At 70.7% G+C, this 12,227-nt stretch carries 11 protein-coding genes and 2 pseudogenes; 9 read left to right on the forward strand and 4 right to left on the reverse strand.

Going from position 1 to position 12,227, the window contains the following annotated elements; translation table 11 throughout:
* The 4 genes and pseudogenes from ACFWP5_RS49250 to ACFWP5_RS49265 all read left to right on the forward strand — a co-directional run.
* Window positions 1–270 (forward strand): annotated as a pseudogene (locus tag ACFWP5_RS49250) (LLM class F420-dependent oxidoreductase); the annotation flags it as partial.
* Between the two features lie 18 nt (window positions 271–288).
* Entirely contained in the window at window positions 289–957 is a 669-nt protein-coding gene (locus tag ACFWP5_RS49255) for an HAD family hydrolase (RefSeq protein ID WP_384172910.1), read from the forward strand.
* A 55-nt stretch (window positions 958–1,012) separates the two neighbouring features.
* Window positions 1,013–1,501, forward strand: coding sequence for a flavin reductase family protein (locus ACFWP5_RS49260; protein WP_384172913.1), 489 nt, complete (start codon window positions 1,013–1,015; stop codon window positions 1,499–1,501).
* 74 nt (window positions 1,502–1,575) lie between these two features.
* Window positions 1,576–2,079 (forward strand): hypothetical protein, encoded by a 504-nt coding sequence (locus tag ACFWP5_RS49265; RefSeq protein WP_384172916.1) that lies wholly within the window; start codon window positions 1,576–1,578, stop codon window positions 2,077–2,079.
* 508 nt (window positions 2,080–2,587) lie between these two features.
* Here the strand turns inward: ACFWP5_RS49265 and ACFWP5_RS49270 are convergent.
* Together ACFWP5_RS49270 and ACFWP5_RS49275 are read right to left on the reverse strand one after the other, a co-directional pair.
* Window positions 2,588–3,013: pseudogene (locus tag ACFWP5_RS49270) on the reverse strand (phosphotransferase); the annotation flags it as partial.
* Between the two features lie 128 nt (window positions 3,014–3,141).
* Window positions 3,142–4,383, reverse strand: a complete 1,242-nt coding sequence (locus tag ACFWP5_RS49275; RefSeq protein WP_384172919.1) for a PQQ-binding-like beta-propeller repeat protein — start codon at window positions 4,381–4,383, stop codon at window positions 3,142–3,144.
* A gap of 256 nt (window positions 4,384–4,639) precedes the next feature.
* Between ACFWP5_RS49275 and ACFWP5_RS49280 the strand changes: the two genes are divergently transcribed.
* Window positions 4,640–6,709, forward strand: a complete 2,070-nt coding sequence (locus ACFWP5_RS49280) for a GH92 family glycosyl hydrolase (RefSeq protein WP_384172922.1) — start codon at window positions 4,640–4,642, stop codon at window positions 6,707–6,709.
* Here ACFWP5_RS49280 and ACFWP5_RS49285 read toward each other — a convergent pair.
* Window positions 6,698–7,180 (reverse strand): winged helix-turn-helix transcriptional regulator, encoded by a 483-nt coding sequence (locus ACFWP5_RS49285; protein WP_384172925.1) that lies wholly within the window; start codon window positions 7,178–7,180, stop codon window positions 6,698–6,700. The two genes, ACFWP5_RS49280 and ACFWP5_RS49285, sit on opposite strands and share 12 nt — an antisense overlap.
* Window positions 7,181–7,273: 93 nt before the next feature.
* Between ACFWP5_RS49285 and ACFWP5_RS49290 the strand changes: the two genes are divergently transcribed.
* Window positions 7,274–7,768 carry a PaaI family thioesterase gene (locus tag ACFWP5_RS49290; protein ID WP_384172928.1) on the forward strand — a complete coding sequence of 165 codons (495 nt, stop codon included), beginning with the start codon at window positions 7,274–7,276 and terminating at the stop codon, window positions 7,766–7,768.
* Between the two features lie 313 nt (window positions 7,769–8,081).
* On the forward strand, window positions 8,082–9,308 hold the full coding sequence (locus ACFWP5_RS49295; RefSeq protein WP_384172931.1) for a cysteine desulfurase-like protein: 1,227 nt from the start codon (window positions 8,082–8,084) through the stop codon (window positions 9,306–9,308).
* Between the two features lie 27 nt (window positions 9,309–9,335).
* Here ACFWP5_RS49295 and ACFWP5_RS49300 read toward each other — a convergent pair whose 3' ends face one another.
* Window positions 9,336–9,890 (reverse strand): O-methyltransferase, encoded by a 555-nt coding sequence (locus tag ACFWP5_RS49300; protein WP_384172939.1) that lies wholly within the window; start codon window positions 9,888–9,890, stop codon window positions 9,336–9,338.
* 442 nt (window positions 9,891–10,332) lie between these two features.
* On the opposite strand from ACFWP5_RS49300, the gene ACFWP5_RS49305 reads away from it, so the two are divergent.
* Complete coding sequence (locus ACFWP5_RS49305) at window positions 10,333–11,220, forward strand: sugar phosphate isomerase/epimerase family protein (protein ID WP_384172934.1); 888 nt, start codon at window positions 10,333–10,335, stop codon at window positions 11,218–11,220.
* A gap of 66 nt (window positions 11,221–11,286) precedes the next feature.
* Window positions 11,287–12,135, forward strand: coding sequence for a sugar phosphate isomerase/epimerase family protein (locus ACFWP5_RS49310; protein WP_384172936.1), 849 nt, complete (start codon window positions 11,287–11,289; stop codon window positions 12,133–12,135).
* Window positions 12,136–12,227 lie beyond the last annotated feature (92 nt).

Raw genomic sequence — 12,227 nt, forward strand, 5'->3', positions numbered from 1 at the left:
CAGTTCCGCTGGTTCGGCGGCGGCTGGCCGGTCAACTCCGAACTCCCCGGCCCTGCCGCGTTCGCGGGTGCCACCCAGTTCGTACGGCCCGAGGATGTCGCTGAGTCGATTCCGTGCGGCGACGATGTGGAGGCGGTCGTCGAGGCTGTACGGCCTTACGTGGACGCGGGGTTCACCGAGGTCGCGCTCGTCCAGATCGGCGGCGAGCACCAGGAGCCGTACCTGGAATGGGCCGAACAGAAGCTGCTGCCCGCCCTGCGTGAACTGTGAGTGGGAGAGGACGCCGGGATGACCACGAAACGCGCCGCGATCTTCGACGTCGACGGAACCCTCGTCGACACCAATCACCTGCACGTCGTGACCTGGTGGGAGGCGTTTCGGCAGGGCGGTCACCGCGTTCCCATGCGGGAGATCCACCGGGCCGTGGGTCTCGGCAGCGACGACCTGATCGAGCACCTGCTCGGCAAGGACCGCGACCCCGGGGACGACGAGCAGTTCGTCGCGGCCCACCACGCCCTCTACGCCACGTACTTCGAGCGGCTGCCGGCGCTGGACTCCGCGGGCGACCTGCTGCGCACCCTGGCCGGGCGGGGCTGGACGATCGTCCTGGCGACCTCGGCGAGCGGCGCGGAACTCTCCGCGCTGCGCCGTGCGATCGACGCGGACGACGTCATCCTCGGGGCGGCGAGCGCGGACGACGTCGCCGAGGGCAAACCGGCCCCCGACCCCGTCCAACGGGCCAGGGAACTCGCGGGCGTTGCGAGCGAACGAGCTGTGTTCGTCGGCGACACGGTCTGGGACATGAAGGCCGCCGTGCGGGACGGAGTGGTCCCGGTGGCGGTGCTGTCCGGCGGGATCCCCCGCGCGGATCTGGAAGCGGCCGGCGCCCACGCCGTGTACGGGGACCCCGCCGATCTTCTGGAACACCTCGACACGAGTGTCTTCGCCGACCGGTGAAAGGCGGGCGACAACGACGTCCCGGGCACGAGGACCAGGACACACAGGGAGCGCCATGACCGATCTCGACCCGTTCACCGATCTGCTCGACCCTCCGATGTACGTCGTCACCGCCGAGGCCGCCGGTGAGCGGGCCGGCTGCCTGGTCGGGTTCGGCTCGCAGTGTTCGATCCGGCCCGCCCGGTTCGTGGTCTGGCTGTCCAGGGCCAACCGGACGTTCCGAGTGGCCGAGCACGCCGAGCGGCTCACGGTCCATCTGCTCCGCCGTGACCAGGACCGGTTGGCCCGGCTCTTCGGGGGCGAGACCGGTGACCGTACCGACAAGTTCGCCGATGTCCCGTGGCACCCGGGGCCGGGCGGGTCTCCCGTCCTCGACGAGGCCCCGGCCTGGTTCGTCGGTCACGTGGAGGATCGGATCGACGGCGGCGACCACGTCGGGTTCCTTCTGACCCCGGAGGTGGTGGAGAACGGAGAGGATGGCCGCACCACGCTGCTGTCGCTGAACGACGCGCTCGACATCACCCCGGGCCACCCCGTGAGCTGACCTGCAGGGCTGTGCCCCGTATCGTTGAAAACGGACTGATGTTCATTCCGGTTGGCGGGGGCGCGATGTCGAGGATGAGCCGGGAGACGCGCGACGGCGCGGTGCGTGCCGCCGGGGAGGCCGGGCTCGGTGAGTTGAGGGCCGTCTACGACTGCTCCCGGTTCGGCGCGTGGCTCGTCGCCGTGTCGGGCTGTGCGTTCGTGGCCGTCCTGGTGCCCGTCATCGTGCTCGACGCCCGCGACGACGGCGTGTCCGGCAAGACGTACGCGGGCGTCGCCATCTGCCTGGCGGTACTCGTCAGCACATTGCTCGGTGCCCGCGCCCTGTGGCGCAACGCCCAGGGCGGCATCGTCCACTTCGAGGGCGGCATGGTCGAGACCTACGGCGTGGGCAGCGAAACGGTCTGCGCCTGGCGCGACGTCACCGAGGTCCGACGGCTGTCCAGGAACCCGATCCTCCCCATGTACGCCATCACCGCCGCGGGGCGCCGGCACACGGTGGCACGCGACGACTTCTCCCGCTGCCGACCGCTCCTCAAGGACATCGTGAAGCTGCAGGCCCCGGCACAGGGCGGCTGAACACCACTCCAGCCGTACCCGGCATCTGGCCTGCCGAGTACCGGAATTGAGGCCCCCAGGGACGCCCGCAACGGGGTCGTGCGCGGCTTCGGTCGGCCCTCCTGCACGTTTCGGGTGCGGTGTGCGACAGCCGGCCGCCCGCTCCCCGGCACGCCCTCACTCGCCCGTTTGCGGCCGCGCCAAAACTGCTCTGACCTGGTGTTTTACGTGATTCCGCCTAGGCTGGGGTCATCTGCCGAACGCCATGGGAGGGCTCTTCGTGAGCGCGGAAGGCATGCAGTACGACGCTGCCCACATCACAGTGCTGAAGGGGTGGGAAGCCGTTCGGAAGCGGCCCGGGATGTACGTCGGCTCGACCGGCCAACGCGGGCTGTACCACCTCGTGTTGGGCGCCGTCGACCGGGCCGTGAACGAGGTCCTGGCCGGCCGCGCCGGCTCCGTCGACGTCACGCTCATGTCCGACGGCGGCGTGCGGGTCGCGGACGACGGGGTGGGCGGTGGGGAGTCCTGCGGGCCGGACCTCGAGGCGCAGTTGACGAGCTTCGGCGTCGGCTCCGGGCCCAGTGATCGGCGTAGAGCCGTCGTGGGGCCGGTCGGCGGGGCGCAGCGCGTGGATCGCCACGAGTTGCCGGGCCGGCAGGGGGACAAGTGCGTCCAGTCCCTCGTCGGTGAGGACCGTCCGGCCGGGCAGATGTGTCATGAGGAGTGAGGGGTACTTGCAGTGTGCGGCGGTCGGATCCACCGCGACCGGTCCGGGTGCCGACACGTCGGTACCCGTGAGCAGGGCGAGGGCGTCGGCCTCGCGGTTCAGCATGTCCTCGGCGTGTTCCACGAAGAACGGGTCGACGAAGGTCCGCAGCACCAGGTCACGGGTGCCTCCGTCCCGCGTGTCGACGGTCAGCCGCCGCATCTCGGCGGTGATGCCGCCGTGCAGCGCCTCGGTTCCGACGACCCGCTAGCCGACCTCCAGATGCCGGCTCACCCAAGCCGGCGTCAACGGCCGGACGGCCCCCGCCTCATCGTCATGAATCACCGTGCCACCGTTTCATCTTGCTTCTGGTCCTAGGGCAGCGGCAGCGACCGCAGGATGTGATGGACCATCGTTTCGATGACGACGTGGTCCGGGTCGCCTCCCGGCAGGACGAGCGCCGGGTACGCGCTGCCCACGGTCTCCGGGTAGGCCGGTGACATGCGCGGTGCGGCATCTCCTTTCGCGTGCGGTCCGGCATGCAGGTCGATGGTGATCATGTGCCCCCGGGTGGCGGGGTCGTTGCGGGGGGTGAAGGTCACGAACCGCCCGCCGACCAGACCGGCTTCTTCCGAGGTCGTGTAGTAACTCCACAGTTTCCTCGGGTGGTTGAGGTCGTAGGCGGTCCAGTACCCGACGCTGGAATCCTCCGGACTGACCTCGAAGAGCATCAGCACACCGTCGGCCGAGATCAGACTGCGTTCGGGCTTCTGGTCGCTGTCCTCAGCGGTGGCGAGTGGTCGGAGGTCGCCCGGGTCGAGCCGCTGGAGGGGCGGAAAGGTGTCCTCGGTCGTGTACGGGATGCCCGAGCACGCGAGGTAGTGTCCGCCGGCGATGAGGTGCGGGCACTTGGTGCCCGAGGGAGTGGTCGCGAGCGCGTCGCCGGTACGGCCGTCGCGCGCCGTGACCTTCGAGGAGTCGGTCGTGTAGACACGCCCGTCGAACGCGGCCGGGCTTTCATAGCGGTCGGCGTCGACGGTCCTGTGCCACAGCGTCTTACCGTCGGACGCCCGGTAGGCGCCGAGCGCGACGTTCGCCTCGCGGGTGAAGCTGCTCCACGTGTCGAGCGCGTAGACGATTCCGCCCGCCGCCACGAACCCGGCGTACACGCGGTCGACGGGCAGTCCGAGGGACCAAGCCGTCTTGCCGGTCCGCAGGTTCGCGGCGCGCAGTGTGCGACCGCCGCTGGTCACCGCGCGTTCGTCGGCCTTGTCCACGACGAGTCCGAGGTTCTTGCCGCTGCCGACGGCGGGTACGGTCCAGCTGACCGCGCCGTCGGTCCGGGACCGCCCGACGAAACCGTCCGCACCGGTGGCGCATACGACCTGGTGGGCCGTGGCACCGCAGACCTGCACCCCCTCCGAGCCGGAGAGGTCTCTGGTCCAGGCACGCCACGGGTCCTGGCCGCCGCCGGAGCTCTGCGTCACGGCGGAGGTCGACGCCGAGCGCTGCGGGGAAGCGGTCGTATGCCCCGTTTCGCCGGACTGCGCGCCCCCAGAGCCCGAACAGCCGACCGCCGTCACGCCGAACAGCGCCGCACCCATCACTCCGCGCATCAGCCGAACCCGTCGCACCAGCCACCCCCGCCGTGTAAAGCCCCCATGCTTCCAGACGCCGCGCTGCCCGCGCATCGCCCGCATCACGTCCATTTCACACCCCGTCCGTGACGGCGAGAAGCGGCGGAGTGATGACCCGACCGGCTGGTCCTCGCACCCGGGCGGTGTGGCGGCACGGCAGGTGGGGCCGTGTTGGGGACACTCGCGGTCCGGCGCCGAGCGGGCGGCGGGTTCCCTGTCTGGCTGGAGAAACGTCGTGCGACTTCCCCTGCTTCGGGCCGTGCTGGCGGCCTCGGTGCTCGTGGCGTCCGGAGCGGCCGCCGCCCCGGTCCGGGCGGACGGGACGTCCCGGCCCCGGGCCGCCGACGACCTCGCACGGTACGTCAACCCGTTCGTCGGCACCGCCCCCGGCGGCCCCGACTTCGGCCACGGCGGCGGCGCGGGCAACACGTTCCCGGGTGCCTCGGCACCGCTCGGCGGGATGCAGTGGAGCCCCGACACGGTGACGTACCAGCACGGCGGCTACTCCTACGGCGACAACCGCATCCGCGGCTTCAGCCTCGCGCACATCTCCGGAGCGGGCTGCGCGGCCTACGGCAACGTCCCCTTCATGCCCACGCAGGAGGCCGTACCGCCGGCGTACGCCACGTTCTCGCACGCCAACGAGCAGGCGGCGCCCGGCAGTTACCACGTCACCTTCGACAACGGCATCGGCACCGACCTGACCACCACCCAGCGCTCGGGCATCGCCCGCTTCACCTACCCGGCGAGCGACGCCCGCCCCGCCGCCGTGAGCATCGACGCGGCCAAGGCGTTCACGGCGGCGACCGGATCGGTCGACATCGGAACCAACACGCTCTCCGGCTACAGCGACAGCGGCGCCTTCTGCAAGTCCAAGAACCGCTACCGGCTCTACTTCCACGCCACCTTCGACCAGCCCTTCGCCCAGGCCACCCACCCCGACGGCAGGGCGGGCGCGGCCATGGTCACCTTCGCCCCCGGCGTGCGCACGGTGACCGCCCGGGTCGGCGTCTCCTTCGTCGACGTCGAGGGCGCCCGCCGCAACGCACTCACCGAGCAGGAAGCGCGGCCGTACGACACCATCCAGCAGGCCGTGCGCGACGACTGGAACCAGTGGCTCAACCGCATCACCGTCGACGGCGGCACGGACGAGCAGCGCCGTGTCTTCTACACCGCCCTCTACCACGCCCTGCTGCACCCCAGCGTCTTCAGCGACTCCGACGGCCGCTACACCGGCATGGACGGGCTCGTCCACCGCACCCGCGCCGGGCACGTCCAGTACGCCGACTTCTCCGGCTGGGACGTCTACCGCTGCCAGGTCCAGCTGCTGGCCCTGCTCGCCCCGCGCGAGGCCTCCGACATCGCGCAGTCCGTCCTCGACCAGGGCCTCCAGGCAGGCTACTTCGACCGCTGGACCCTCGCGAACGGCGGCAGCGGCGTCATGGTCGGCGACCCGCTGCCCGCCATCGCGTCCACGATCCACGCCTTCGGGGGCACCGACTTCGACGCCGCCACCCTGCTGCGCACGGCCCTCGCGGACCGCCAGGACAACCGCCAGCGCCCCGGACACGAGCAGTACGACAGCCTCGGCTACGTCCCCGCCGGCACCAAGGGCGTCTGGGGCTCGGTCTCCACCACCCTCGAATACGCCGTCGCCGACTACGCGCTCGCCCAACTCGCCCACCGACTCGGCGACTTGACCGCGTACGCCACCCTGCTGCGTGCCTCCGGAAACTGGCGCAACCTCTTCAACCCCGCCACCGGCTACATCCAGCCCCGCGCCGCCGACGGCACCTGGCCGGCCTTCACCCCGGCCCAGAAGACGGAGTACGTGGAGGGCAACGCGGCCCAGTACACCTGGATGGTTCCGCAGGACCTGCCCGGCCTCTTCACCGCGATGGGCGGCGACGCCGCCGTCACCACGCGCCTCGACACCTTCTTCAGCAGCCTCAACGCCGGCGCCGATCAGCCCTACGCCTACCTCGGCAACGAACCTTCGTTCGGCACTCCTTGGGCGTACGCCCACGTCGGCCACGCCGACCGCGCCGGGGCCGTCGTCCACCGCGCCCTGTCCACGCTGTTCACGGACGCCCCCGGCGGACTCGTCGGCAACGACGACCTCGGCGCCATGTCGTCCTGGGCGGTGTGGGCGAGCCTGGGCCTGTACCCCGAGATCCCCGGCACTGCCCAACTCGTGCGCACCGCACCGCTGTTCCCCACCGCCACCGTCCACCGCGGCAACGGCACCTCGCTCACCGTCAGTGCCGCGGACCGAGCCGGATCGGTCGTGCGCTCACTCCGGTAGCAGGCTGCGTACGGGCCGGGCCCCGGGTCCGGGAACGGCCGTGACCTCGGTCGGCTTCAGCGCGCCGTGCGGCCCGTCGCACTCCACCACCACCCGGACCGGCGCGTCGCACCCGGTGTGCCGAACGTCGAGAACCGGCCCCTCGGGGTCGGCGGCGTACGTCTCGCCCCACTGCCGCAGGGCCATGAGAACCGGCCACAGATCGCGGCCCTTGCTCGTCAGCCGGTACTCGTGCCGGGTCCGGCTCCCCGCCTGCTGGTAGGGCACGGTCGTCAGGATGCCGGCCGCGACCAGCTTGCGGAGCCGGTCGGCGAGCACCGCGTCCGAGAGCCCGATATGACGCCGGAAGTCGTCGAAACGGCGGACCCTGATGAACGCGTCCCGCAGGATCAGCAGGGTCCACTTCTCGCCCACGAGATCGAGCGTGCTCTGGACCGGGCAGTTCTCCGTGCTCACGTCGAGCCATTCCATGCCGCCAGCCTAGCCACCTGGCTCTGTCATTGACAGTCAGCTGCAGGCGGATCTAGCTTCTCTTCAGGAAGCCAGCTGGGGAGGTAGCGCGATATGGGTCGGTCACGCACGTACGAGTGGGAGGACCCGGGGGTCTCGGCAGCCGCCGTAGGACAGGCCACGGGTCTGGAATTCCTGCGGGAGCTGATCGGCGGACGCCTGCCCGCACCGCCCATCGGGGCCACCCTGAACTTCACCCTCGACGAGGTGGAACACGGGCGCGCGGTGTTCTCCCTGATACCGGGGGAGGAGCACTACAACCCCATCGGCAGCGTGCACGGCGGGGTCTACGCCACCCTGCTCGACTCCGCGGCCGGCTGCGCGGTGCAGTCCACGCTGCCGCAGGGCATGGGATACACGTCGCTCGACCTGACCGTGAAGTTCCTGCGCCCGGTCACGGCCGACACCGGCCGGATCCGCGCCGTAGGGACTGTGTTGAACGGCGGACGGCGTACCGCGCTCGCCCAGGCCGAGCTGTTCGACGAGAAGGACCGGCTGCTCGCGCACGCCACGAGCAGCTGCCTGCTGTTTCCCGTCCCGGGTTCCTGACCCGGGACGGCCGAAATCCGCCTGTCCCCCGCGCAGGCGGATCCGTACCGTCAACTCCCTTGATCCATACGGTCGCAGGCGCTGCCGGAACGCTGTGAAGTCTGCCCGGCGCCGTGGCCGTGGTGGTATGGGGAGAAGTACGTACGTGCGTACGTGGACGTGACACACGCGGGATCGTGAGGGCGTATGGCGGGCGGGACACCCAGCCCCCGCCCCCTGCCCCGACCCCCTCGATGTCCGATGATCGTCGTGGACACCCGGGTCCCGGAGGCCCGTACCCGCCCGCACACGGCATCGACAGGAGCTCACTTCCGTGGCCTACGACATCACCGCCCTGCGCGCCCTCTTCCCCGCCCTGGGCGGCGGGCCCGCACACTTCGACGGTCCCGGCGGAACCCAGACCCCGCTACCGGTCATCGGGGCCATCACCCAGGCGCTGGCGAACCCCCTCTCGAACCGTGGCCAGGTGACCGCGGGGGAGCGCAACGCCGACGCCATCGTCACCCGGGCCCGCGAGGCCATGGCCGACCTCCTCGGGGCGCAGCCCTCGGGGATCGTCTTCGGCCGTAGCGCCACGCAGCTCACCTACGACTTCTCCCGCACCCTCGCCGCGACCTGGTCGCCCGGAGACGAGGTCGTCGTCACCCGTCTCGACCACGATGCCAACGTCCGCCCCTGGATCCAGGCCGCCGAGCGGGCCGGGGTCACCGTCCGCTGGGCGGACTTCGACCCCGCGACCGGCGAACTGACCCTCGACCACCTCCGCGCCGCCCTGTCCGACCGCACCCGGCTGGTCGCCGTCACCGCCGCCTCCAACCTGATCGGCACCCGACCGGCGATCACCGAGATGTCCCGGCTCGCTCACGAGGTGGGCGCCCTGGTGTACGTCGACGGCGTCCACTACACCGCGCACGCCCTGGTCGACATCGACCGACTCGGCGCGGACTTCTTCGTGTGTTCCCCGTACAAGTTCCTCGGCCCGCACCACGGCGTCCTCGCCGCCCGGCCCGAACTGCTGGACACCCTGCGGCCGGACAAGCTCCTCCCGTCCTCCGACGCGGTTCCGGAACGCTTCGAACTCGGCACCCTGCCCTACGAGTTGCTCGCCGGCACGAGCGCCGCGGTCGATGTCCTCGCCGGCCTCGACACGGACGCCACCGGCAGCCGCCGCGAGCGCCTGACAGCGAGTCTCGCGGCGCTCCACCAGCACGAGGAAACCCTGCGTACGCGCATCGACCAGGGGCTCGCCGCCCTGGACGGGATCACCGTCCACTCGAAGGCGGCCGATCGCACGCCCACTGTGCTCCTGACCCTGGACGAAGCCTTCGGCGCACATGGCACGCAGGACGCCTCCCGCTTCCTGGCGGAACGCGACGTATACGCGCCCTCCGGCTCCTTCTACGCCATCGAAGCCTCCCGGCGGCTCGGCCTGGGCGACTCCGGCGGCCTGCGTATCGGCCTCGCGCCCTACACCGGCGTCGAGGACGTCGACCGGCTCCTGACCGGACTGGCGCTGTTCCTGAAGCAAGCGCCCCACTGACCGTCGGCCCGTCAACCGTGACGTCGGTCAGCGGTGGCGAGCGGCAACGACCGCCGAACTGGCGGGTGTTGCGAGTACTTCGGTGGCGTCGAGAGCCGGATGGGTCAGGTAGAACAGGCGCAGCTCGTCCACTTCGTCACCGAACCGTGGCGGCCAGTGGGGCGACGGGGTGAAGTCGTCCAGGACGAGGAGGCCACCGGGGGCGAGCAGCGAGACGACTCGTTCGGGGTCGTCGCGTTTGCCGCCGCCGTCGCAGAAGAAGACGTCGAAGGGGGCATGCCGCTCAAGCAGCCGCCAGTCTCCGGTGAGAACGTCGACGCGATCGTCGTCCGCGAAGACACCGGCCGCCCGACGGGCCAACCCCTCATCCCGTTCTACGGTGACCAGACGGGCACCGGCGCCGAGTCCACTGTGCAGCCAGGCGGTACCCACACCCGAGCCGGTGCCGCTCTCCGCGACGACTCCGTGGGGTTTCGAGGCCGCGGCCACCTTGAGCAACCTGCCCACCTCGGGGATGCAGCTCAGCTCGAAGCCCAGCTCGGCGGCGATGCGCTCCGCGGCCACCACGCGAGACGGAACCATGCGATCTGTCACGAGCCCGAACCCCCTTCACCGTGGACGTGACGGTATCCGCCGACGTGACGACAGCGTGCACGGTCCGCAATCCCGGGCGAATGTACCGGCGGCACAGATGAGGGAAAAAAGATGTATGCAATGAAGGGATAATGATGGATTCCACCCCTTCAACATTGCCCCGCACTCCCTCTAGCGTTGCGCCCATGTGAACGGCCTGGCCGTCGGCCGATCAGTGATGCATCGGCCTTGACGGTTTCTGGAGGGAGAAGGCAATGGCGCCTGCGGGACTGCTCATCGGAAGCCGACGGCATCCGATGGGTATGACGCGCCGGGCGATGACCTTGACCTTGACTCTCGGCGACGCCGCCCGCCGTGTCGCGTACGTCCTCGCGGGGCGGCCGCCGGCCGCGGTCGCCAACCCCCACTGGAAGCCCGGAAAGGCCACAGCATGACCACGTCCTCCCTGAACAGGATCGCCGGTGCTCCCATTTCGTGGGGTGTGTGTGAAGTGCCCGGCTGGGGTTACCAGTTGACGCCCGAGCGGGTGCTGAACGAGATGCGCGAGGTGGGGCTGGCCGCCACCGAGTTCGGTCCCGAGGGCTTCCTGCCCGGCGAGCCGGACGCCATGGCCCGCACGCTCGCCGACCACGATCTGCACGCGGTCGGCGGTTTCACCCCGTTGCTGCTGCACGTGCCCGGACACGACCCGCTGCCCGAGGCCGAGCAGCTCCTTCAGGGCTACGCGGCCTCGAAGGCGGAGGTGCTCGTCCTGTCGGCCGTCACCGGCCAGGACGGCTACGATTCCCGGCCCGAACTGGACGCCGACGGCTGGAAGTTGCTGCTGTCCAACCTGGACCGGCTGGCTGCGCTGGCGGCCGAACGCGGTGTGCGTGCCGTGCTGCACCCGCACGTCGGGACGATGATCGAGAACGGTGACGAGGTGCGGCGTGTCCTGGAGCACTCGGCGATCTCGCTCTGCCTCGACACCGGGCACCTGCTCATCGGCGGCACCGACCCGGCCGAGCTCACCCGCCAGGCGCCCGAGCGCATCGCCCACACCCACATGAAGGACGTGGACGCCTCCCTCGCCGCCAAGGTCCAGGACGGACAGCTCAGTTACACCGACGCCGTCGGCAAGGGCATGTACCGTCCGCTGGGCGCGGGCGACGTGGACGTGCAGGCCATCGTCACCCACCTCAGCGCGCGTGGCTACGACGGCTGGTACGTCCTCGAACAGGACACCATCCTCACCGGGGAGCCCAGCACGAAGGGGCCGGTCGAGGACGTGTGGGCCAGCGCCGAGTATCTGCGCTCCGTGCTGCGCGGCGTCGCGTAGTCGTATACGCGCCTGACGTCTGATGTGTGATGGCTGCTGCGGCTACGAGGAATCCGGGGATCAGAAGTGACCGCTGACGAATTTCTGGCCACGTGTTGGACCACGGCGGGTGACGCCGCTCCTGATGAGGAGGACCAGCGCAGTCCGCTGAATCTGCGGGAGCGGGTGGAAGCGGCGCGGGACGCCGGATTCACCGCCTTCGGGCTGCTGTACGCGGACCTGGTGGAGGCCGAGCGCGCGTACGGGATCGCCGGGATCCGGTCTCTTTTCGAGGACAACGGGATCGGTCACGTCGAGTTGGAGCTGCTGAGCGACTGGTGGGCGGACGGACCCCGGCGGGCCGCGTCGGACGCGGTCCGGGCCGGCATGCTGAGGGCCATCGAGGCGCTCGGTGCCCGCACCCTCAAGATCGGCCCCGATGTGGCGGACGAGCCCTGGGAACTCGACGTCTGGGCCAAGGAGTTCGCCGTGCTGGCGGCGCAGGCCGACGGGGTGGGCGCCCGGCTCGGGGTCGAGCCGTTGCCCTGGTCCAACCTCAAGACCGTGCACGAGGGACTGCGGCTCGTCGAGGCCGCCGGTCATCCGGCGGGCGGCCTCATCATCGACGTCTGGCACGTCGAGCGCGCCCACACTCCGCCCGCCGAGCTGGCGGACGTACCCGGGTCGCGGATCGTGGGCGTGGAGCTCAACGACGCCGACAATCAGGTCGTCGGCACGCTCTTCGAGGACACCGTGCATCGCCGGCGCCTGTGCGGGGAGGGCTCGTTCGACCTGCCGGGGATCATCGCCGCGCTGCGTACGGCGGGCTTCCGCGGTCCCTGGGGCGTGGAGATCCTCTCCGACGCGCATCGTGCGCTGCCGGTACGGGAGGCCACTGCCGCGGCGTACCGGAGTGCCGCCGCGCTGGTGAAGTAGAGCCGCAGGGGTGGCGGGGACGAAAACACCCGACGGCCCCCCCCCCCCCAAAAAACACCCCACAAAAACCAATGCCCCAAGACCTACACCGG

It is taken from the genome of Streptomyces sp. NPDC058469 (genome assembly GCF_042721125.1).
GTDB lineage: Bacteria > Actinomycetota > Actinomycetes > Streptomycetales > Streptomycetaceae > Streptomyces.